This is a genomic window from Paraflavitalea sp. CAU 1676, assembly GCF_029223285.1.
Classification (GTDB): Bacteria; Bacteroidota; Bacteroidia; order Chitinophagales; family Chitinophagaceae; genus Paraflavitalea.
Map to the genome: position 1 here is coordinate 383309 of NZ_JARHUJ010000010.1, position 21511 is coordinate 404819.

The following is a 21511-nucleotide window of genomic DNA, read 5'->3' on the forward strand; positions in this document are numbered from 1 at the left end:
TATGAACACGCTATTGAAACGATCCATCTATATACTCTCCGTGGCCGGACTGGTTGCCTGCAGCGGCTGTGGCAAAGACTGGCTGAAGCCGGAGCCGCAATCCTTCTTCACCCCCGAAAATGCCTTCAACGATGCTGCCGGGATGCGTGCCGGGCTGGTAGCCTGCGCCCGCAATGCGCGTATCGAATATTATGGTGATAACCCACCTATACTCACGGAAATGCTTTTCTCTGAAGTTACAGTAGAGGGTATCACCGACAAATCGGGACCGGCGCAGGACCTCAACCTCCTCATTACGCCCGACAATACTGCCTTCGATGATGCCGATCACTCCAAAATCGGCTGGTACTGGCGCGAAGGATACCGTGGTATCAAATATGCCAACTCCGTGATCACTTTTATCGACAATGCGAAGTACGCCTCCGAGGCAGAGCGCAATGCTATATTAGGTTCGGCTTATTTCCACCGTTCGCTCAGGTATTACCGCCTGGCGAACCAGTTTGGCGATATCCCGGTTCCCTTGAAGGAATACAATTATCCCAAGCTCGACTTCCAGACCGTAAAACGCGAAGTGGTATTGCAGCAGATCATGAAAGACCTGGAGTTTGCCGAAAAATGGGTGCAGGACAATGTGAGTAAAGGAGAAGTGACCAAAGGGGCAGTGCGCCACCTGCTAACCAAAGTATACCTGGCCCTGGGTAAGTTTGATGAAGCCATCGCCATGTCTTCTACGCTCATCAACAGTGGTCCCTATAGCCTCATGCGCAATCCGTTTGGGTCGACCAAGAAGAATGTGATCTGGGACCTTCATCGTCCAGAGAACAAATCGATCAATGAAAACAAGGAAGGATTGTTCATGGTCATCGATCGTTTTGGTGATGGCCAGTTTGACGGCGGCATCCGCATCATGCGCCAGGCGGTTCCCTACTGGGGTACCTATATTACCACGCCGATCGGCCGCAAGGGTACGGCAGATGGAGTAGGCGCCAATGTGGAATATGTGCAATCCAATTTCATCGGTCGTGGCATTGGCCGCTGCCGCCCCACGCCGTACAGCCAGTACGAAATATGGGATGATGCCAATGACCTGCGCCATGCCAAGGGTAACTGGATGAATATGGAAGACATGGTATACAACGATCCTGACCTGAAGAAAGCGCCGGCCGACACCTCCTATATGAAGAACCTGCGTTTGCGTCACCCGGTATCCGGTGCACTGCTTTGTTCAGATACTATCCGCAGCTGGTTCGGCTGGCCGCAATACAAAATATTTATCCCTGATGCGGAAAACTCACCCATGCAGGGTGGCCACACCGATTGGTATATGTTCCGCCTGGCGGAGACCTACCTGCTGCGTGCCGAGGCTTATTTCTGGAAAGGTGAGCTGGCCAACGCGATGGCCGATATCAACCAGGTGCGTACGCGGGCGCAATGTGCGCCTTATGCAGACGCCAGCAAGGTGAATATGGCCATGATCCTCGATGAGCGTGCCCGTGAGTTGTTCTTTGAGGAGCCCCGTAAAACAGAGTTGACCCGTATATCCTTCTTGTTTGCCAAGACCGGTAAAATGGCAGAGAACGGTAAGACCTACAAGCTGGATAATTTCTCGGATGCCAACTATTTCTACGACCGCACGATTTCGAAGAATGTTTTCTACCGGGATGGTATAGTCACCAACCACGGCGATAAGTACACCATCAGTCCTTATCACGTATTGTGGCCCGTACCTTCCTCGGCCATCCAGGCCAACAGCAGCGCCCGCATGAACCAGAACAAAGGTTATGTAGGCTTTGCCGGAAACGTACCTGCGCTCGATACGATCCCGATCGATAAATAGGTGTTTGAATATGGCTATCCAAAGAGGGTGTCTCCAGCGTCACGGAGATGCCCTCTTCCATTTTATATGAGGTATTATGAGTAAATTACATATTCATCCTAAAATACACAGTATGCCATGGGATCCCGATAAATACAACCGCTTCATCAACCAGCGCAGTGCGCCGTTTTTCGATGCCATGGCATTGGTCCATGAAAAGCCTGCCTTGCAGGCGATCGACCTGGGCTGTGGCACAGGCGAACTGACCAGTCACCTCGCCGACAAACATCCCGATGGCAGCTTTCTAGGTATCGATAGCTCCCCCGAAATGTTGCGCGATGCGGATAAGTATGTAAAGAAGAACCTGCGCTTCGAACAGCGCTCCATCGAGCAGGAGCTGGCCCTTCCGGAAACCTACGACCTGGTGTTCTCCAATGCAGCCCTGCAGTGGGTACCTGATCACGAGCACCTTTTTGCAAAACTCATCAAAAAGGTAAAACCCGGCGGGCAGCTGATTGCGCAGATGCCGGCGCAGCACCACAATATCGCCAACCGCTTGTTGCTGCACCTCGCTACGGAGTCGCCTTTCAAGGAAGGCATGAAAGACTTTAAAAGGGATTCGCCGGTCATGTCGCTCGATAAATATGCCACCCTGTTGTTTACTCATGGCGGTACAGACCTTACTGTCATAGAGAAGATATATCCGCTGGAGTTTAAGAACGTGGAGGAGGTCTATCACTTTGTTGGCGCTACCGGGATGATCCCGTATATCGAAGCACTGCCGGAGGCATTGACAGAAAGCTTCATTAATGTCTATAAGCAGCGCCTGGCGGAGCATTTTAACTCGCACCCTGTCTTTTATCCATTCCGACGGATACTGCTGTCTGCTACTTTTTAGCAGCCTGCCTGCAAGGCAGCTGTACCACCCCATTCCCCTTTTCAATAACCACCTGCCTAAAAACTAGTAAGGCGGGTACCCCAATCGGGACTACCCACCTTATTGATTGTTGGAGAGTACTGGTTATTTCAGGTATGACCGCAACATCCAGGCCCACTTCTCATGCTTTTCCATCAGGCCAGTGAGGAAGTCGGCCGTGCCGGCATCTTTCAGTTTATCCTGCGTAATATTGATCTGCTCGCGTATATAGCGTACCATGGTTTCGTGATCGTCGAGCAGGTTCTTCACCTGTTTTTGCTGATCGGGCGTGGGCGCCTGTTCTTCCAGGTCGGTGAGCTTGAGGTACTCCTTCAGGCGGCCTTCGGCAAAATGACCCAGCGTACGGATGCGCTCTGCCACTTCATCCACCACTTCGGCAAGTTCTTCGTATTGACCTTCGTAGAATTTGTGCATCTCCATGAAATTATCGCCTTCGTAGTTCCAGTGATAATTGCGGGTTTTGGAATACACGATCATTTCGTCGGCCAGTATCTTGTTTAAGATAAGCGCAATCTGCTGGGCATTCTTTTCAGTAAGACCAATATTGGCTTTCATACTTTATGATTTGGTTTGTTAATGCAGCTTGATACAGGTGCACATCCATATAGGGGAGTGGTACCAATGTCGAGCAACATTGCAAATCCAATGCCTGCCAAAAATGATAAAATGCCTGTTGAGGCAGGGCCAATAAGGTCAGGTTATTCAGGCGTAGCGTCAGGAGGCGTGGGCGGGGTTTCGGGTTCCTCGGTGATCATCTCGGCGAGGCCCATCAACTCCTGCTGTTTGTAACGGGTTTTATCGGTATCGAAGCATTTGCTGAACTCTTCCAGCAGCAATTGTATGATACGTTTGTTGGAGAGGGGTTTGAAATAAGACGGCACCGGCGGTACGCTGATGCGCTTGAAGTAAGCTTCTACATCTTTATGGGTAAATACCTGGCCACTCATGGGGTCGATGAAAAACTCGGCTTTGTACATGAGGTCGGAGGTGGGCCGGCCAAAATCGTAGTCTGATTTAAAATAGGCCAGCACGAACTGGCGGGGAATGTTGATGGCGCGGATGGGCACATCGAGCAGTTCACTCAGTATTAAATAAAGGATGCCATTGGCAATGGCATTGCCTCTTTTGGTTTCGAGTTGTTTATTGATCAGGAACTCTTCAGGATGCTGATAGCCCACTTCAGCGCCACGGAGGCTATAGTAGTTGTAAAGGATGCTGGTGAGTACATTCACCTGCTCGAGCGGCGTGAGGTAATTGTTGAGCTCGAGCCAGATATTGCGGCGCAGTTTTTCGACTTCCTGGTACACAGGAGCGGTGGCCAGTTCGGGATACTGGAACCTCGATACCAGCAGTGCTCCGTTGAGCAGGTCCTGGTGTGCGTTCTTGTTCCATACGCCCACTTCTTCCGAAAGATCACGCAGGTGGAGGCGGTGTATCAACTGTTCAATCCTTTCCTGCACCTCTTCGCTGATGGTGTTCTCCCACAGGTTCTCGAGGTTGGGGATGATGCCTTTTCCAAAATCGATGATGCGGGTCGATACCACATTGTATACCTCTGTGTCAGGATCATCCAACAAATGAAACAGCGCCGATATTTCCTTAGTTTCTTCCATGTTTTGCAGTTACTTCAATATCCAACACATCAGATATGGCAGTCAAGTTCGGGTAAACTGAAATAATCCAACTGAAAATGTTTTCCACAAATCCACAAATGGGAAAGCATTCAAACAGCAAAGCTGTGTTGAAATCAATGTAAAGGTACGGTAGGATTTAGCTGTGTAAAGGTTTTCGCATGAACATGCAGCCGGTCGCATGCAGCCATAAAAATGTCAGTAACTCGTGGCCTTTCTTCTATACAAAGTTATTCTTCTGGACTGAATTCCGAGGTCAGCGACAGGTGTGTGTCGAATAATCTTTCCAGTTCTTTTTTGTCGGCATCGTTGCGAACGGCGCGCTTAGGTATAACGATCGCGTGATAGGAATTCGTATACAGGTAATAGCACAAGGGCGTTTCTCCCTTACGCACAATGGCATCCCAGGAGTATTTCGATTCGGAGGCTTGGTCTTTATCGGTAATGCCCGCATCGGCTATGGATACTTCCGATTCACTCAACACATGCTGATTCTCAGGCTGGCGCAGCATGTCCCGGATGCGCCGGCCGATCGATTTACGGATGAGCCAGGGAACCATGAGAAAGTAAACGAGGGCTATGATACCGAAAATAATGGCATCCCACAGCAACTGCTGACTTTTGCGACTGATGATAAAAAGTACGGCTACTGCTGCGTACAGGAGGAATACGCGCAGGTAGTACCATACCCTGTAGCCCTTCTTTTCGGGAGCAGACCAGGCAGTATAGTAATTATAATCGAAGTATTCTTCTTCGGTAAGGTGGTATTTGAGAACCAGCATCCGCGATTATTTCTTCTTCGGGGCAGCTTTTTGGGCTGCTGCTTTCTTGGCCGGGGCCTTTTTGGCCGCCGCTTTTTTAGCCGGTGCTGCCTTGGTCTTTTTGGCGAAGGCATTGGGCACCTGGGCTTCGATCATCTTTTTAATGTCGTCCAAACTCACGCCTGCCATTTCTTCGGGCGTGTATTTGGTGTCGTCGGCCTTCTTACCCAGCTTGAGCATCTTCTTGCCAAACCGGATGAAGGGACCCCAGCGGCCATTCTCGATGGCGATCTTTTCGTCGGGCCAGTGCTGGATATAACGGTTGGCTTCTTTGCTGATCTTGGCTTCGATCAGTTCCTTGATATCCGAAGCGCTCAGGGCATCGAAGTTGTACCGGCGCGGAACGTTGATAAACATATCGTTCCACTTGATGAAGGGACCAAAGCGGCCTTTGCCCTTGGTAACGGGTTTGTTATCGTAGGTGCTGATGGGGGCATCAGCCTGCTGTTTTTCTTTGATCAGTTCGATCGCCCTTTCGAGGCTTACACCCAGCGGATCTTCACCGCGGGGAATGGAAATGAACTGTTCGCCCAGCTTTACATAGGGTCCAAAGCGACCAATGTTCACCGCTACTTCCTGGCCTTCAAATTCTCCCAGTGTACGGGGCAACTGGAACAGCTGCATGGCCTCGTCGAGGGTGATCGTTTCGATGCTCTGGCTTTTCTGCAGGGCTGCGAAACGGGGTTTCTCTTCGTCGTTCACATCGCCGATCTGCACCATGGGGCCATAACGTCCCATACGGGCCACGATCTTTTTGCCGGTAGCTTCTTCAATGCCGAGCTCGCGCTCGCCTTTGATGCGTTCGGCATTTTCGATGGTATTCTCCACATCCTTTTTGAAGGGGATGTAAAAGTCGTCGATCATGCGGTTCCACTTCAGTTTGCCGGCAGCTACTTCGTCGAACTCTTCTTCCACACGGGCGGTGAAGCCATAGTCCATGATGTCGTCGAAGTATTGCTTCAGGAAGTCGGTGACTACCAGGCCAAGGTCGGTAGGGAACAGCTTTGATTTTTCGGCACCGGTATTCTCCGAATCCACCACTTTGCTGATCTTGTCGTCGGCCAGGCGGAAAACGCGGTACTCGCGGCGAATGCCGTCTTTATCTCTCTTCTCCACATATCCTCTTTTCTGGATCGTGGAGATGGTGGGGGCGTAAGTAGAAGGTCGGCCAATGCCCAGCTCTTCCAGCTTCTTAACCAGCGAAGCTTCCGTATAACGGGGCAGGGGACGGGAAAAACGTTCGATGGCTTTCATGTCGCGCAGGGGCAGCTGTTGCTTAACGGCCAATGGGGGCAACATGCCTTCGGCTTGCTCATCATCGTCGCTGATATCTTCCTCATCACGGTCTTCGCGGTAAACTTTTAAGAAGCCTTCAAACTTCAATACCTCGCCGCTGGCGGCCAGTTCTTCTTTATTGGTTGAGATCTGGATCTTCGCAACGGTCTTTTCCAGTTCGGCGTCCGACATCTGGCTGGCCATCGTACGTTTCCAGATCAGCTCATAGAGGCGCTTGGTATCGGGATCGTCTACTGTGGAGTTTTCCATATAAGTAGGACGGATCGCTTCGTGTGCCTCCTGGGCGGATTCGTTCTTGTTCTTGTATTTGCGGGGCTGGTAATAGCGATCGCCATACTGACCGGTTACCTGTTTGCGGATGCCGTCCATGGCAGTTTCGCTCAGGTTCACACTGTCGGTACGCATATAAGATATATTACCGCTTTCGTACAGTTTCTGCGCCAGCAACATTGTGCGGCTCACAGAATAGCCCAGCTTGCGGGAAGCTTCCTGCTGCAGGGTAGAGGTGGTAAAGGGGGCAGATGGTGATTTCTTGCCTGGCTTTACCTGGATATCTGTTACGGTATAATCGGCGCCGATGCAACTTTGGAGAAATTTCTCGGCGTCTTCAGCCTGATTATATTTTTTGCCTTCGGCGCCAAAAGTTACCTGTTTACCCGTTGTATCTTTTGCGGTGAACTGGGCGTCTATTTTAAAGGAGCTAACAGCGGTAAATGCATTGATCTCCCGTTCGCGCTCAGCAATAAGTCTAACGGCAACGCTCTGTACGCGGCCGGCACTCAGGTTGTTCTTCATGCTCATCTTGCGCCAGAGCACAGGGCTGAGCTCAAAACCCACTATGCGGTCCAGTACCCGGCGTGCCTGCTGGGCATTCACCAGGTTCATGTCTACGGTTCGTGGCCTATCTACCGCCTTGACAATGGCGGGCTTAGTAATTTCATGAAATACAATACGTTTTGTGGTAGAGGGATCAAGGCCCAATACCTCACACAAATGCCAGCTAATGGCTTCCCCTTCGCGGTCCTCATCCGTTGCCAGCCACACTTCTTCCGATTTCTTCGCCAGTGTCTTCAATTCCCTTACGACTCTTTCCTTCTCGTCGGGAACAATATATCGGGGTTGGTAATTGTTCTTTATATCAATACCCATCTCGTCTTTCTCCAGGTCACGGATATGCCCATAGCAACTCTTAACCTCGAAATCTTTGCCCAGGAACTTCTCAATAGTCTTCGCTTTTGCAGGGGACTCTACGATCAATAAATTCTTCGCCATACGTTGATTGAACGGTTTTACAATTGGCCTGTTGGCGTGCAAGTTTAGTGTATAAGCACGACACCAACAAATTGATGCCTGCCTGCAAACGCATAAATAGTACAAAATCAAGGGGAAACAGAAATTGCGGCTCCGCATTCCCACATCGGGAATACGGCAGGGGCCTGCCGGGTGGCCTGGGCTTCTGTGGGCCGGCGGGGTTAATCTCCCCACAATGCATTATTTTCTTGAAGAAACCATATCTTTAATAGACCGGATATCCTGCCGCCTGTCATTGAACCAATTGCCGCTCATATTTTCAATGGGCGATGGGGCCGCCACCATCGACCTGGGTAACCAGCTCAGCGAGTCGCTGAACCGCAAAGTGCTGGCGATGTACCTCTGGCTGCAGCAGAACCGCTTCCATGGCCTGAAAGACATTATTACCGCTTACGCATCACTCACCCTTGTGTATGATCCCTCCCTTATAAAAATGCACTACCAACCTGTGGGTACTGTTTTCGAGTGGGTATATGAAAGGTTGCAGACCGCTTACCGCGAATCTGGCAGCGGGTTGAACGGTACACCGTCAAGGCATCGTATTCCCGTATTTTATGGTGGCACCAATGGGCCCGATCTTAGCCGCCTGGCAGCCGCCAAAGGGTTAGACGAATCAGCAGTGATCCATATCCATACCGGCAAACTGTATCGCGTTTACATGATCGGCTTTCTGCCCGGGTTTTCCTATATGGGCGAGGTAGAGGCTGCCATAGCGCATCCACGAAAAGAAAAACCAATCACCGTAATGGCAGGTAGTGTGGGCATAGCTGGTTCACAAACAGGCATTTACCCATTCAACAGCCCTGGGGGGTGGAATATAATCGGACGTACCCCCTTACAAATGTTCAACGCTCACGCACAAAATCCCGTACTCATAAAGGCCGGCGACGAAGTGGAGTTCTATGCAGCCGAAGAAGAAGCGTAGGAGGCCTCACCATCGACACGTCTTCAATAACTGAAAACCGTAACATATAAACCCGAAACAAAACCTATGTCCCTATCAATCATCAAACCGGGCCTGTTAGACAGTATACAGGACCTGGGCAGGTATGGCTATAGCAGCTGGGGCATCAATCCCGGCGGGGTAATGGATGGTTATGCGGCCCGTGTGGCCAATATGCTGGTGGGTAACGATCCCGGAGAAGCCGTGATGGAAATACATTTTCCGGCAGCGCAGATCCTGTTCGAACAGAATGCCCTTATCAGCATCACCGGGGCCGATTTTACGGCCACGCTTAATGATGATGAGAAAATAGGCACCTGGCGGCCCATTGTTGTGCGTCGCAATACCTTGCTTCATTTTCCCAAATGGGCGTCGGGCAGCCGCTGTTACCTCGCCGTGCACGGTGGATTCTGCGTACCAAAATGGTTGAATAGTTATAGCACCAACCTCAAAGCGGCAGCCGGTGGATTTCACGGGCGCAAGCTGGAGAAAGGTGACGAAGTGCCTTTTAAAGAGAACTCGATCTATTTTGCCGGACTGCTCAAAGAAGCCCGCGAATACCAGCCTCTCAGCTGGCGGGTCGATACCCGGCGTGCGTATGATCTGCCGCATGAAATACTTTTTACAACCGGTCACGAGTGGTGCCAGTTGACCTCGGCCTCCCAGCGTGATATGCTGAACAATAATTTTATGATCCATCCATTTTCCGACCGGATGGGTTATCAGTTGCGCGGGGTACCCCTCAGGCGGCAGGAACAATCGGAACTGGTTTCGTCGGGAGTGGGCTTTGGTACCATCCAGTTGCTGCCCGACGGACAACTGATATTGTTGATGGCCGATCACCAGACTACAGGTGGTTATCCGCGTGTAGGTCATGTCATTTCTTCACAACTACCTAAACTGGCCCAGCTTCGTCCCAGCGACAGCATACAATTCCGTATGGTAGACATGCCTACTGCCGAGGAATTGTTATTTTCACAGGAGCATGAGCTCAGTATCATTCAGCGGGCCTGTTACGATCATTTGAATCAACTGGTATGGTAGCGATCGATCTCAACTGTGATATGGGCGAAAGCACCCATCTATGGCAATACGATTTACAAAACGATCTGCGGCTGCTCCCCTGGATCAGCTCTATGAACCTCGCCTGCGGTTTCCATGCCGGCGACCCGCAAACGATGCACGACCTTATCTCGGCAGCACTCGATGCAGGAGTTGCGGTGGGGGCCCATCCTTCCTTTTACGACCGGGAAAATTTTGGTCGCACCAATAAAGATCTTTCTCCCGAAAAAGTATATGACCTCATCATTTACCAGGTGGGGGCCTTGCAGGCTTTCCTGCAGTTGTATGGCGCATCGCTGCATCACGTAAAACCGCATGGCGCACTGTACAATATGGCGGCAGCCGATCCGGCGCTGGCCGCAGCGATCTGCCGTGCGGTGAAAGATTTCGATAGCGACCTCATTCTATATGGACTCTCGGGCAGTGAATTGATGAACGAAGCGGAACTGGTGCGCCTCGAAGTTTGTCACGAAGTATTTGCCGATCGTACCTACCAGTCCGGGGGCCTGCTTACGCCCCGGTCGCAGGCCAACGCATTAATTACTGACGAAGAAGCTTCCATAGGCCAGGTGTTGCAAATGGTGCAGCAATCGACGGTCAATACGGTGGCAGGTGAAGCAATCCCCATCCGGGCCGAGACGATCTGCCTGCACAGTGATGGGCCACATGCACTGGCCTTTGCCCAACGAATACACAATACCTTAAAAGAAGAAGGCATCGACATCAGGCCCCGCTGATGCAGCTGACAACCCAATGGAACAGAAAAGATCAGATCCATCCTCCGATAACCCGGCAAACGAATCGCACGGGGAGCCATCAGCAACATCAGGCAAACCGGGTAATCCCGCACAGGCTAAGCAGGCCGGTCCTTCGCCCAATCGATCTATTCAAAACCGGGCCTGGTTTGGAGGTAGCGGAGCCGTACTGGGCGCCGCCTTTCTAATGGCCAATTCATCGATCGGTCCGGGATTTCTAACACAAACCACCGTCTTTACGGCGCAACTACTGGCCGGCATGGGGTTCGTGATCCTCGTATCGGTATTGCTCGATATCGGGGCACAACTCAATACCTGGCGTGTCCTAACCGTGAGCGAGCTGCGGGCGCAGGACCTCGCCAATGCTTTGTGGCCCGGACTGGGTTACTTTCTTTCCATATTGGTGATCCTCGGAGGCTTTGCCTTTAATATCGGCAATATCGCAGGTTGTGGTCTGGGCATGAATGTGCTTACGGGTATGAGCTTTGAGCAGGGGGCGATGATCAGTTGCGTGGTGGCGCTGGTGTTGTTCTGGATCACCGAGATCGGTAAAATGCTCGATGGCTTTACCAAAACATTGGGTGTTGTCAAGATCCTGCTCACCTTATACATTGCTTATAATGCTCATCCGCCGTTGGGCGAAGCCCTGCGGCAAACCATCATGCCCGAAAAAGTGAGTACGATCGCGATCGTGGCATTGGTAGGTGGCACGGTGGGCGGCTATATCACTTTTTCAGGAGCCCATCGCCTGTTGGATGCCGGCATCAAGGGCACGGCCAATATTCCCCAGGTAAACCGCAGTGCCATGAGTGGCATCGTGATATCGAGTATCATGCGTTATGTTTTGTTCCTGGCAGCGCTGGGCGTGTTGGTGCAGGGCGTGGTGCTGGATGAGAACAATCCGCCCGCCAGTGTATTCCGCCATGCGGCCGGCGAACTGGGGTTCCGCATATTTGGGGTGGTGTTGTGGAGCGCGGCTATTTCTTCGGTGGTAGGGGCGGCCTACACCTCGGTTTCTTTTTTCAAAACCTTCCACCCGGTATTTGTGCGTTATGAACGCTTATGTATATCGATATTCATCATCCTTTCTACCCTCATCTTCGTGTGGATCGGTAAGCCGAAGCAATTGCTGATCGCGGCGGGTGTGGTGAATGGGTTGATCCTGCCGGTGGGGCTGGCCATCATACTGCTGGGCGCCATGAATACAAAACTGATGAAGGGATACCGGCATCCCTTGTGGATGCAGCTGGCGGGCTGGGCCGTGGTGGCGGTGATGGGGTATATGGGCGCGGTAGCCGTGGTGAGCGACTTGCCAAAATTGTGGCGGTAGTAGCAATTGTGCATGAAAGTTATTACTTTGGGGCACCCCCTAAAACCCTGTTATGAAAAAGTTTGCTACTGTTAAAACCAACTACCTGTTGAAGGGAGTTACCGAAGACAATATCGATTATGCGATCAGCGCGGTGAAGGAAGGAACGAAGCGTGAGTTTATCTTGGAGAACCTTACTGCCGATTACCGCGGCATGGATTACCTGCAGGGTACGCAAATGCTGGAGGAATTGTTTGCCGCCAATGGGGGAGAGTTCAAAAAGGAAAACCGGGGCGGGATCGTATATGGCATTTTCTTCCTCATCATGGGCTTTTTGGCCGCTTTTTATATATTCTATGTGCTGAGCTATGGAGGCATCCTTTTTCAGCCCGTAGTTGTAGGAGTAGTGGCAGTAGCGGGAATCCTGGGTGGTCTCCGGTTTCTTTACCTCTCGTTCATCGGTTCTTACCGGGATAGTCATGAGCCGCTGAATGATTATAACGATGTGTAAGATTGATTAGCTCGCAAAAGCCACTGATACCGGCCATGCGCAATTGCCATTGGTTTTGCTTACCTTGGTGGCCTGTCAAATAAACCCATGGTCAAGAAAATTACCCCGTTCGTTCTAATCTGTACGCTTGTTGTAAGTGCCTGCAGCGATCATCCATCTGCTGGTGTAGCTAAAAAAGATTCCACCATTCATCGTGCTGATACCCTAAAAAAGGATTCAACGCTGGCCAGCGAATCCGGTGACGCCATTTCGCCGCTTGGCCGGGAAGTGCTGTCTGGTTTAGATCAACGCATACTTTCTTTTGTTCCGGCAGGCTACTCCGTGATAGACACCTGCAGCGGCGATCTCAACCTCGATCAATACGGGGATATGCTGGTGGTGCTGAAAGAAAATGACGAAGCTACAAAGGCAAAAGACGTCGAAGGTGAAACCATTAAGAGGCCCATGCTGGTATTGCTGGGACAGCCCGATGGAACCTATAACCAGGTAGCCAGGAATGACAATGCTGTTTATTGTGTGTCGTGCGGGGGGGTGATGGGTGATCCTTACCAGCAACTTGCCATTAAACAAGGCTATTTCTCGGTGGAACATTATGGCGGAAGCGCTTGGCGCTGGACGCGTGTCATTACTTTCAAATATTCGCCTGCCGACAGTACCTGGCTGTTGCACAAAGATGGCGGTGAAAGCTATCACACGTCAGATCCGGATAAAGTAACCCAAAAAGTGCGCACCGTTAAAGACTTCGGCAAAGTACCCTTCACCGCTTTCGACATCTACAAAGACCAATAAACCCTTTGCTATGTATAAACTGCTGCTGGTAGTTCTCTGCCTGGTCGTTGCGGCCCAGGCTTCTGCCCAATACATCGGGAAAACACGCACGGCCACCCTGCGTGCTTTAAGGTCGAGCGTTAAATTCCATAAATACAAAGGCGATCCCATTGAGCAGGGGGAGCACACGGTCGCCATGCATATCGATGACAGTTCCTGGTATCGTACTTCTTTCTATTACGATTTCAACAAGAAAGGTAAGTGCTTCAGGGAACGGGTCACCACTTACTGCGACACCTGCTTCAGAAAGTACCGTGGCGATCGGCTTGACAAAAAGAGGTTTGACTGGATCAAGGTGACCGACAGCTTGTATGTCTCGAAGTTCTCCAAACAACGCATGCTTGAAACACACCAGAACGGTGAGGAAAGGACCATCGAACTAACGAAGATCGAATGGAACCAATCTGAGTATGATCAACTGCGCAATCCCCGGCAACGATGAGAAGTCTTGCAAAAGTTATTTTACCAATCGTTTGCAGCCTAACCTTCGCGGCATGCCAAAGTGGGCCAGCCTCCCCTGTGCCAGCCGGTGCCGATACATTGTTCAAGAGGCAGACCGACAGCACTACACAACTTACGCTCATTAAAACGCCAAAACAAGCGCCAAAAGGTTATAGGGACAATCCGCCGATCATTGCGTCGATAAAGCAGGTATTGACCCATATTCCGGAAGGCTATGAGATCATCGACACGTGTAGCGGCGACCTCAACCTGGATACTATTACCGATTTTCTCATCCTGCTGCGTCAATACGACGAAGATTCGCTTGCGCATAGGAATGCCGGTATTCTCACCAGGCGATTATTGATCCTCACCGGTACGGGCGATTCATACAGGCTCGCTGCGCAAAGTGACAGCATTGTAAAATGCGTGATCTGCGGAGGCAGGAGGGGAGATCCCTATAAAGCGATGTCGATCAAAAAAGGATCGTTCACCATAACTCAGCTGGGAGGCAGCAACCATGCCTGGACACGGAGCACCACTTTCAGGTATTCCCCAAAGGAATACACCTGGTACCTTTCAAAAAATGTGTCTGGCAGCTATCGCGGACACGATTTGGTAAAGCCCTCCCTGCAAGACCGCACAAAGAAGGATGTTCAGATCATTCCTTTTTCCGCTTTTAGTGTATATGACGGTCAGTAATAACAATCAATAATTCATCCTGAACAGTCTTTTCACCTTGCTCAATTGTACAACAGTTCCGGGCCTGCAGGCGTTAGTTACCCTTCTAAATGAAGGACTACATGCAGCAACAATGGTTAAAACGGTTTACCACAGGAGGCCATCAGCTTGAGATATATTTCGATCCGACCGCAATGAAAGTGGTGTCAAGGTTTCAACAGGACGGTAAGTTGACTGAAAAATTCATTGACTGCCCTCACCTGATCAATGCGATCTGGACCTACGATGAACACCTGGAAGAGCTAAAAAATACCTATCCCGATCTTACCTATACTCATCTCCCAGAAGTAAATCCCGCGGCGTCCAGAACTCTTATGGACTTGCTTGACGATAAGCCCGAAAATTATGCAACACCAGAACTTCTCCATAAATTAACGGCATTGCTTGATGAAGGCGCCGATGTTAATCTGTCGGCCTATTCCCATGGGCGGGCGCTGCTCAGTGTTGCCCAATTGGATGTGTCGATTGGTAAATTGCTGATAGAACGGGGAGCAGCTATTGATGTCATTGAAACCAGGCTGACCTGGTATTACCAGCCAGGTGCTACCCCTCTGCATAAAGCTCTGCTGAAGTCATCGATGCCGGTCGCTGTGCTGTTGCGCGATGCCGGAGCCAATCTCGACTTTCATTTCAATATTGCGGTCCTCAATGCATTACAGACAATCAACGCCAACGCATCGATGGGCTGGAAATCTAAGGACATATTTGCAGAGCATAAGAAAACCTGGGCTAAAGTGATCGATACCCTCATTAGTTGGGGAGTACAGCCTGGTCCATCTTATCAGGAATTGCAGGATATGCTGAAAAAGGATACCGTGCCTTACGCGCAGGCCATTCAATCGCTGATGGATTTCTCAAAAGCAGGCTGGTTGTCACAATTCACGGCAACCGTACAGGAGTTTTCTATCAAACAACGCAACAAACTAATCCTCCGGGTCTTGGGGCATCCAAATGCGCTGAAGCATAACGATTGGGTAAAAGCCATGGAAACCATTATCGATGCTCAACCATGTTTTGAGGACGTGGCTGAGGAGGTGTATGGCACCCGTGTATCGCAAACAGATGATGAAGGCTGGCTTTGTCAGTCCTGGGATAGTGGCAACTATTCAAATATAGAAGCTTTGTTGAGCGTGTTGAAGAAAAAGGACGCCGTTAATCATCCTGCTTGGTTCGGGTTGATGAAAAAACTGATCGATGACTATGATGAGTACGACAGCGATCTTACTGCTATCGAAGACTTTCTTAACGAAAAAACTGTAAGCTCGCACCAACAACAACCAGCGCTGGTAAAAAAGCTGGAAAAATACCTGTAACCAAATGACTATAAGTGCAAGACGGGATGGTCTTTACTGCATCGCCACCACCGTTACACTCCCGGCAAACAGGTGTTTGCCAGGAGTGTATGTGTCAGGCTGTATCTTTTAATGCCCCAGCCAGCTATTGCTCATGTCGATCTTCTTCATGCCTGGCAGTTTCTGCAACCATGCCTGCTTTTCTTTTGATCGATAGCACAGGGCCGCAAAGGCTTTGAGCACTTTCCCGTCTTTTAGTTTCTTTTGCAGGTCTTTCTGGACCATACCGGTATAACCATTCAAATCGTCGGTATCTTCTTCCCCATCGCCGATACAGATCAACGCATCATCTTCCACTACAATGCCTTGCTCTTTCAATTGATGAGCTACCGACGCTACGGCAATCAGCAATTCCATTCTTAATAAGGAATGCGGGAGCTGGAAGAGATCGCCCCATTCCAATCCTTTCAACTTATGCTTGTTGACAAAATCCGGCAATAAAAAATCTTCTTCATGCATTTCGTCGATATGATAGGGTAGCGGAGAGTAGGGAAGCTCGATGGGCCAGTATTGCCCTTTGCCTTTAGCGAACTCCAGTTCAACAAAGGCAGGCAGCATAGAGCCGAAATCCTGGTACAGCAATTTGATCTTCGAAACAGGGTGCTTGATGGTTGCACGGCGTTCCACTACGGCCTTTACGGCCGATGCAGCGATCGAAACGCAAAGGTCATCCAGCGCGTAGCTGGTGTCGGGCGAGTCAAATAGTTGCAACAGATCTTTTTGCCCGGCCGGGCGTACCAGGCACAACATGGCAAGCTCCTCCATAAAACCTTTTTTAGTAACCTGTTTGTTATAGGCAGTCATCACCTTTCGTCCCGTAACACTTAAATCTTCGTAATGCTTGTAATCGTCCACGACCATTAAGAGCGAAACGGGCTTGTCGCCGAGCTGCGACAAAAGGCCCGTGAGGTGTTTGTGCAATTGCCAGCACAACAACGGCAGCACAGAAAAGTCTTTGGGTTTTAGCTGGTGTTTCTTTTGAAAAGCAGCAGTGAGCTGTTGCAGGCTGTCGGCGGAATAGCCTGTTGGCGCATTTGCGGCTTTGCCGTCCTCATGATGTTCAAAAACCTGCTTTTCGGTTTTGCCGGTGAGTGCCAAGAAGTCCAGCGCTCCCTCTTTATCGAAATTAACCTGCAGTTTTTGTGCTTCGAATTTTACTTTGCTTTTGTTTTTCGTGATGATCCCGGCAATATAAGCCGCCATCTCCTCTGCATATTTATCGAAAGCGAGTTCCTTCCTATCCTGCTGTAGTTTTTCAATACGCTTCAGCATTTTGTCATCGGCCTTCGCCCCCTGTTTTACCAACAGGGCCACCACCTCGAAATGCTTGTTATTAAAGGCATGCTGTATAGCGGTGAGTCCCTTTTTGTCTTTCGCTTCCAGCTTGGCGCCATTTTCCAATAAGAAGCGGATATTATCGACCAAACCTCCTGCGGCCGCCTCCATCAACGGTGTCGATTTGGAATAAGTATCGACGCCATTAACAACGCCCCCTTTTTTAAGCATGGCCCCGAGCAATGACACGGAGCCTGCGCGGGCTACCATATGAAAGGGCGTACTGAAGTAGGGACTTTGTGCATTCGGGTGCGTGCCTGCTTCAAATAGCAGCCGGAATATCGCTTCACTTTCTGCATCGTGGAAGGGGATCTTGCCATCGTGATCGGCCAGATTAGGGTCGGCCTTGTACTTCACCAATAAGGCTGCAATGGAGTCGAATTTCCGGTAAACGGCCGTTTCGAGACAACTGCCAATGATCTTTTCGGGCTCATCCCGCTCAACCCGCGGAATGTTGGGATTGGCGCCGGCTTCCAGCAAGGCTTTCACACAAGCTTCTTTTTCTTCCTGCACTGCATAGTACAAGGCTGTTTTGCCTTCCTGGTCTTTTATATTTGGTGATGCACCTGCTTTCAACAACAACTTGAGGAGTTCAACCTGACCCTGCTCTGCCGCGTACATGAGCGCCGTGCTGCCGGTTTTCTGAGCGTCAAATGCATTCAGGAAGGGGCCTTCCTCCAGTAACTTGACCACCCTGGGCTTTTTGTTGTCCTTTACGGCGTCTATGAACTGCTGGGAAATGCTCATTTGCCGGTAAGTGGCCGTGGCTGGTATGCCCGTCATCTTTCGCCAGGCGGTGATTTCCGGAGCATCATTATAAACCAGCCGCATCCAGGGCAGCAGGCATTTTTTTTCATACAGGGCTGTTGCCAATGGATAGTTGATAATGACTTTTTTCTCCACGTGTTTCAACCTGCATACTGGCGGTAGCTTGGGTACTTTTTCCTTTTGAAGCACAATACTGTTGATCCGGTACACTTCACCGTCGCTATCCCAATACAGGTCGCTGGCGGCAATATCCATCGCCTCACATATCGTGAGTGGGTTGACTACAAAATATTCACCCCCGATCACTTTACCTTTTTTGTCGCAAACCTGAATAGGCAGGTACTCTACGTTGGCCGGATCCGAAAAGGATTCCATGATCTCTTTGGCCCGAAGAGAAACGATCATGACGTCTTCGTCATTCCCCAATATGTCGCCCGGTTTTTTCACGGACGAATCGGATTCAATTTTTACGCTGGCGTTCTTAGGCCATTTTTTGGCCTGGCTGCTAACCTCTTTGAGGTTGATCTTGGCCGCCGTTCTGAAACCGTACCAATCTACCATGCACAATTCGTTGTGGGTAAGGTCGAAGTCGTAATGTCTGTGTTCCTGCATAGAATATGTTTTGATGGACTCCCTGGAGGCGGAGCAATCCGGAAAAACGGCAAACTATGGCTGATATTTTCGCAAATGGGCTGCTCGCGTTTGAAGTGCTTGCTTTAAGGGCTGAATTGTATTATTTTAACACCGCGTTTTCACGTTTCATTTGCAATTATTCCGTTTATTTGCCGTTGTATTCTCGTTCCACTTCTACCACTACGTTCATTTATTACAATTCATTTTAAAGCATTCTTATGTCTGCCAAAGAACCTGTGCAGGATAGTGACCTGTACGCCTACGATTCCTTCAGTGGGGGAAGCGGAAAACGATCGGATAATAACTTCTTATGGTGGTGTGCGGGCGCGCACCAAAAGCTGCTGAAACAGTTTCCATCCGAACATAGTAAGTACAGCGGATTGGGTGGGGTGATCCTTGCCACCTTCGTGCTGGCCGCCATTTCATCGGGCTATGCCATTTACAGCATCTTCAATAATATCGGTTGGACGATCCTCTTTGCTGCCATCTGGGGCATCATCATCTTCAATTTCGACCGTTTCCTCGTATCCACCATGCGTAAATATGGCGTCAGCCCGCGCAAGCAGGCCTGGATGGCCGTGCCGCGTATAGCGCTGGCTTTGCTGATCGGTGTAACTATCGCCCGCCCGCTCGAGCTGAAGATCTTCGAAAAGGAGATCGATACCAAGGTGGTGGAGAATATTCACAAAAAGATCCAGTTGAACGATAGCCTGTTGCAGGCCGAGAACAAAGCGCTGATGCAAACTACCGAGGCCGAGCGCAACCGGCTCGTCAACCGTAAGCTCTCGCTGGAAGATACGCTGAGCCGTCTCCAGCAATCTTATGTGCAGGAAGCGGATGGAACGGGCGGATCGGGCAGGAGGGGCATCGAGCAACTTACCCGCCTAAAGATGGACGCTTTCCACAATGCACGTTTGTTGTATACACCAGAGTTGACGCAATTGCAAATCGATATCGCCAAACAGGATAGCATATTGGCCGGCGCCAAGGCGGGCTTGCAGGATAAACGCAAGGAATATGAAGCCGCGGCCAAAGCCAACGTTGGTTTCCTGGAGCGCAACAAAGCACTCACCGACCTGGCCAGTGAAGAAAGCAGTGTATTCTGGACCAGTTTCCTGTTGTCGATGCTCATTATCCTCATCGAGGTGGGGCCCATCTTATCGAAACTGATCATGCCCGTGGGGCCCTACGATATAGCGCTGGCCAAAGAAGAACTGACGCTCATGGCAGCTGCTGAAAATGATATGCGGAAGGACAAAGAACTTACGTCCGAAAAGAAGAAAGCATTTTACCGCAAGCAAAAAGAGGTATCGGATCAATTGGCCGAAAAACTCAGTGCATTGCAGCAAAAGCATATCGATGAAGAACTCGACAAATGGGAGCGTGGGGAATGGAATCCCAAAGACCATCGTGCTTCGATGGACGAGGTGATGCGCAAGATCAAGGAGCGCTACCAGGTCGATGAAGGCGATGTGTTATAGGAAGAAGTATAGCCCTACCAATAAAGCCAGTAAGGTCAGCGTGGATACGAAAGTGACACGGGTGACCTTATATTTTTTTCGGGCAGAAGGTATTACGAGGAAGAGCAGCGCCAGCAACAAGCTCAATACAAAGACACCGCCAACCGCCTTCTGCAGGCTATCGGCAAGGGGATAATATTGAACCATGAGCGCGCCTGCAATGGTGTTGAGCAGCAAGAGCAAGGGGATACTGATAACCCAACCGGACCTCTTACCCCGCAGCAATAGCCAACCGCCCAGTAAAGCCAGCACAATGGAAACAACAGATCGGACATCATTGATAAGCTCCGACCGGCTGATCTGGAATGCCCCGTTGTCCATCCGGTAAGCATCGGCTTTTGAAGAAGTGATGTTGCTGATCTGCCAGGCGAGGTAGATGAACCCGACAAACAATACGATAATACCGGAAAATTTCTCCCGCCAGCTTAATGCTTGTACAGGAGGAGGTGGGGTTGTAATGGGTTGTATTTGTGGTTGCGTTTCCATATCAGGCCGTAAAACGATTGAGGACGCAAGATTAGGAGAAAATCGGGAATCGGCAAATGGAATCGTGACCGGGCATTCTGAAAGCGCTAAACAACACCCAATTATTGCCTGCAGCAGTTTAGCGGGAAGTTTAGCCGGAAGCATGGTTTACGGAGATTTGGTGGCCGTTTTCACACAACGTACCGCAATGGCCCAGTGTTTTTCACCGTCCGGGTGGCGGTTCACAAATTGGCCATTTCTGCCCAGGTTGAGGAACCAGGCATTCGCGGAATCCGATTCGGTAGCGGTCCAGTAGAACCCATGGGCATCGACACGGTGGTAAGTGCGGGCGGTGGTGTCGTAGCTGCCGCTGTAGACGATGTTAAATCCGGCACTGCCGCTGTCGATCAGGGCCTTGAAAGCGGCTCGGCCGCTGTCTTGTCCGTCACCTCGGATGCCGCCGTAATGTTTTACCATAGCACGCCATTCATCGAAGCTGGGCAGGCGCCAGCCGTTGCCAACCTGGCGGCAGCCTTCCATCGCAGCAGGCCAGGTATACAGCCTGCCGTACCGGTCGTTTTTAATGGCTGACCCGGCGAAATCATATGAACCGGGAATATTGATGCGGAGATTGGTCGTCATCCACAGGTTGCCATCGGGCATTGCTTTAAGTGGGTAAACATGACCGTCGCGATCGGAGAGGGTAGTGGATTGCGCCAATACATCCTGGTGCAAGGCGACCGCCAGCATTGTCAATGCAATTAGTATCGAACGAATATTACTCAAAGGATTCAGCATTATCGTTGATCAGGTTAGGTCGGCTCTTTTAACCTCCAGTGCAAGGTATCAATTTCGTCGGTTATTAAGGTTTAATGGTTAACGAATTTCATTAGTGTACGCCCTGCGTGTCAACGCGGGGCTTTTACTTTTGTACTGTACTAAGCAAGGTTAATTTAACTTAGTTAAGCTAAAGAAAATTGACCTATAGGGAAATGAGACGGGCGGGGCCAGGTAGGCATTATTGCCATACCGGAAA

General features: G+C 50.4%; 19 protein-coding genes. 12 read left to right on the forward strand and 7 right to left on the reverse strand.

Translation table 11 applies throughout. The features are described 5' to 3' along the window. Position 1 precedes the first annotated feature (1 nt). The gene (locus tag P2H89_RS30675) at positions 2 to 1837 is read left to right on the forward strand and encodes a RagB/SusD family nutrient uptake outer membrane protein (protein WP_275834436.1); all 1836 of its coding nucleotides are present in this window, start codon (positions 2 to 4) and stop codon (positions 1835 to 1837) included. Between the two features lie 112 nt (positions 1838 to 1949). Next, the gene (locus P2H89_RS30680) at positions 1950 to 2714 is read left to right on the forward strand and encodes a methyltransferase domain-containing protein (RefSeq protein ID WP_275834437.1); all 765 of its coding nucleotides are present in this window, start codon (positions 1950 to 1952) and stop codon (positions 2712 to 2714) included. A gap of 123 nt (positions 2715 to 2837) precedes the next feature. Here P2H89_RS30680 and P2H89_RS30685 read toward each other — a convergent pair whose 3' ends face one another. The 4 genes from P2H89_RS30685 to topA all read right to left on the reverse strand — a co-directional run bounded on the left by P2H89_RS30685 (position 2838) and on the right by topA (position 7773). After that, complete coding sequence (locus tag P2H89_RS30685) at positions 2838 to 3308, reverse strand: Dps family protein (protein ID WP_275834439.1); 471 nt, start codon at positions 3306 to 3308, stop codon at positions 2838 to 2840. A gap of 143 nt (positions 3309 to 3451) precedes the next feature. Continuing rightward, a complete protein-coding gene (locus P2H89_RS30690) occupies positions 3452 to 4366 on the reverse strand; it encodes a transglutaminase family protein (protein WP_275834441.1) in 915 nt (304 codons plus the stop codon). A 248-nt stretch (positions 4367 to 4614) separates the two neighbouring features. Continuing rightward, positions 4615 to 5166, reverse strand: a complete 552-nt coding sequence (locus P2H89_RS30695; RefSeq protein WP_275834443.1) for a YcxB family protein — start codon at positions 5164 to 5166, stop codon at positions 4615 to 4617. Between the two features lie 6 nt (positions 5167 to 5172). Beyond that, complete coding sequence (gene topA, locus P2H89_RS30700; protein ID WP_275834445.1) at positions 5173 to 7773, reverse strand: type I DNA topoisomerase; 2601 nt, start codon at positions 7771 to 7773, stop codon at positions 5173 to 5175. 214 nt (positions 7774 to 7987) lie between these two features. Between topA and pxpB the strand changes: the two genes are divergently transcribed. The 9 genes from pxpB to P2H89_RS30745 all read left to right on the forward strand — a co-directional run bounded on the left by pxpB (position 7988) and on the right by P2H89_RS30745 (position 15715). After that, positions 7988 to 8737 (forward strand): 5-oxoprolinase subunit PxpB, encoded by a 750-nt coding sequence (pxpB, locus tag P2H89_RS30705; RefSeq protein ID WP_275834447.1) that lies wholly within the window; start codon positions 7988 to 7990, stop codon positions 8735 to 8737. Positions 8738 to 8803: 66 nt separating this feature from the next. Continuing rightward, positions 8804 to 9799, forward strand: a complete 996-nt coding sequence (locus tag P2H89_RS30710; RefSeq protein ID WP_275834449.1) for a biotin-dependent carboxyltransferase family protein — start codon at positions 8804 to 8806, stop codon at positions 9797 to 9799. Continuing rightward, on the forward strand, positions 9793 to 10554 hold the full coding sequence (locus P2H89_RS30715; protein WP_275834451.1) for a 5-oxoprolinase subunit PxpA: 762 nt from the start codon (positions 9793 to 9795) through the stop codon (positions 10552 to 10554). The genes P2H89_RS30710 and P2H89_RS30715 overlap by 7 nt, the downstream gene beginning before the upstream one ends. A gap of 16 nt (positions 10555 to 10570) precedes the next feature. Then, a complete protein-coding gene (locus tag P2H89_RS30720; protein WP_275834453.1) occupies positions 10571 to 11902 on the forward strand; it encodes an NRAMP family divalent metal transporter in 1332 nt (443 codons plus the stop codon). A 52-nt stretch (positions 11903 to 11954) separates the two neighbouring features. Further along, the gene (locus P2H89_RS30725) at positions 11955 to 12392 is read left to right on the forward strand and encodes a hypothetical protein (protein ID WP_275834455.1); all 438 of its coding nucleotides are present in this window, start codon (positions 11955 to 11957) and stop codon (positions 12390 to 12392) included. An 87-nt stretch (positions 12393 to 12479) separates the two neighbouring features. Next, the gene (locus P2H89_RS30730; protein ID WP_275834457.1) at positions 12480 to 13181 is read left to right on the forward strand and encodes a hypothetical protein; all 702 of its coding nucleotides are present in this window, start codon (positions 12480 to 12482) and stop codon (positions 13179 to 13181) included. 10 nt (positions 13182 to 13191) lie between these two features. Further along, positions 13192 to 13662 (forward strand): hypothetical protein, encoded by a 471-nt coding sequence (locus P2H89_RS30735; RefSeq protein ID WP_275834459.1) that lies wholly within the window; start codon positions 13192 to 13194, stop codon positions 13660 to 13662. Beyond that, positions 13659 to 14363: a hypothetical protein gene (locus P2H89_RS30740; RefSeq protein WP_275834461.1), complete on the forward strand. Its 705-nt coding sequence runs from the start codon at positions 13659 to 13661 to the stop codon at positions 14361 to 14363. Before P2H89_RS30735 ends, P2H89_RS30740 begins: the two co-directional genes overlap by 4 nt. 89 nt (positions 14364 to 14452) lie before the next feature. After that, positions 14453 to 15715, forward strand: coding sequence for an ankyrin repeat domain-containing protein (locus P2H89_RS30745; RefSeq protein WP_275834463.1), 1263 nt, complete (start codon positions 14453 to 14455; stop codon positions 15713 to 15715). A gap of 108 nt (positions 15716 to 15823) precedes the next feature. On the opposite strand, the gene P2H89_RS30750 is transcribed toward P2H89_RS30745, so the two are convergent. Beyond that, complete coding sequence (locus P2H89_RS30750; protein ID WP_275834465.1) at positions 15824 to 18469, reverse strand: ankyrin repeat domain-containing protein; 2646 nt, start codon at positions 18467 to 18469, stop codon at positions 15824 to 15826. Positions 18470 to 18708: 239 nt separating this feature from the next. Between P2H89_RS30750 and P2H89_RS30755 the strand changes: the two genes are divergently transcribed. Further along, on the forward strand, positions 18709 to 19971 hold the full coding sequence (locus P2H89_RS30755) for a DUF4407 domain-containing protein (RefSeq protein ID WP_275834467.1): 1263 nt from the start codon (positions 18709 to 18711) through the stop codon (positions 19969 to 19971). On the opposite strand, the gene P2H89_RS30760 is transcribed toward P2H89_RS30755, so the two are convergent. Both P2H89_RS30760 and P2H89_RS30765 read right to left on the reverse strand, forming a co-directional pair. After that, a complete protein-coding gene (locus tag P2H89_RS30760; protein ID WP_275834468.1) occupies positions 19966 to 20496 on the reverse strand; it encodes a hypothetical protein in 531 nt (176 codons plus the stop codon). The genes P2H89_RS30755 and P2H89_RS30760 overlap by 6 nt on opposite strands. A gap of 147 nt (positions 20497 to 20643) precedes the next feature. Next, positions 20644 to 21273, reverse strand: coding sequence for an FISUMP domain-containing protein (locus P2H89_RS30765; RefSeq protein WP_275834470.1), 630 nt, complete (start codon positions 21271 to 21273; stop codon positions 20644 to 20646). Positions 21274 to 21511: the final 238 nt, after the last annotated feature.

What these genes read in the sequence shown, in the direction of transcription:
- P2H89_RS30675 (WP_275834436.1), top strand. Translation starts at nt 2, where the DNA reads ATGAACACGCTATTGAAACGATCCATCTATATACTCTCCGTGGCCGGA.
- P2H89_RS30680 (WP_275834437.1), top strand. Translation starts at nt 1,950, where the DNA reads ATGCCATGGGATCCCGATAAATACAACCGCTTCATCAACCAGCGCAGT.
- P2H89_RS30685 (WP_275834439.1), bottom strand. Translation starts at nt 3,308, where the DNA reads ATGAAAGCCAATATTGGTCTTACTGAAAAGAATGCCCAGCAGATTGCG.
- P2H89_RS30690 (WP_275834441.1), bottom strand. Translation starts at nt 4,366, where the DNA reads ATGGAAGAAACTAAGGAAATATCGGCGCTGTTTCATTTGTTGGATGAT.
- P2H89_RS30695 (WP_275834443.1), bottom strand. Translation starts at nt 5,166, where the DNA reads ATGCTGGTTCTCAAATACCACCTTACCGAAGAAGAATACTTCGATTAT.
- topA (WP_275834445.1), bottom strand. Translation starts at nt 7,773, where the DNA reads ATGGCGAAGAATTTATTGATCGTAGAGTCCCCTGCAAAAGCGAAGACT.
- pxpB (WP_275834447.1), top strand. Translation starts at nt 7,988, where the DNA reads ATGCATTATTTTCTTGAAGAAACCATATCTTTAATAGACCGGATATCC.
- P2H89_RS30710 (WP_275834449.1), top strand. Translation starts at nt 8,804, where the DNA reads ATGTCCCTATCAATCATCAAACCGGGCCTGTTAGACAGTATACAGGAC.
- P2H89_RS30715 (WP_275834451.1), top strand. Translation starts at nt 9,793, where the DNA reads ATGGTAGCGATCGATCTCAACTGTGATATGGGCGAAAGCACCCATCTA.
- P2H89_RS30720 (WP_275834453.1), top strand. Translation starts at nt 10,571, where the DNA reads ATGGAACAGAAAAGATCAGATCCATCCTCCGATAACCCGGCAAACGAA.
- P2H89_RS30725 (WP_275834455.1), top strand. Translation starts at nt 11,955, where the DNA reads ATGAAAAAGTTTGCTACTGTTAAAACCAACTACCTGTTGAAGGGAGTT.
- P2H89_RS30730 (WP_275834457.1), top strand. Translation starts at nt 12,480, where the DNA reads ATGGTCAAGAAAATTACCCCGTTCGTTCTAATCTGTACGCTTGTTGTA.
- P2H89_RS30735 (WP_275834459.1), top strand. Translation starts at nt 13,192, where the DNA reads ATGTATAAACTGCTGCTGGTAGTTCTCTGCCTGGTCGTTGCGGCCCAG.
- P2H89_RS30740 (WP_275834461.1), top strand. Translation starts at nt 13,659, where the DNA reads ATGAGAAGTCTTGCAAAAGTTATTTTACCAATCGTTTGCAGCCTAACC.
- P2H89_RS30745 (WP_275834463.1), top strand. Translation starts at nt 14,453, where the DNA reads ATGAAGGACTACATGCAGCAACAATGGTTAAAACGGTTTACCACAGGA.
- P2H89_RS30750 (WP_275834465.1), bottom strand. Translation starts at nt 18,469, where the DNA reads ATGCAGGAACACAGACATTACGACTTCGACCTTACCCACAACGAATTG.
- P2H89_RS30755 (WP_275834467.1), top strand. Translation starts at nt 18,709, where the DNA reads ATGTCTGCCAAAGAACCTGTGCAGGATAGTGACCTGTACGCCTACGAT.
- P2H89_RS30760 (WP_275834468.1), bottom strand. Translation starts at nt 20,496, where the DNA reads ATGGAAACGCAACCACAAATACAACCCATTACAACCCCACCTCCTCCT.
- P2H89_RS30765 (WP_275834470.1), bottom strand. Translation starts at nt 21,273, where the DNA reads ATGCTGAATCCTTTGAGTAATATTCGTTCGATACTAATTGCATTGACA.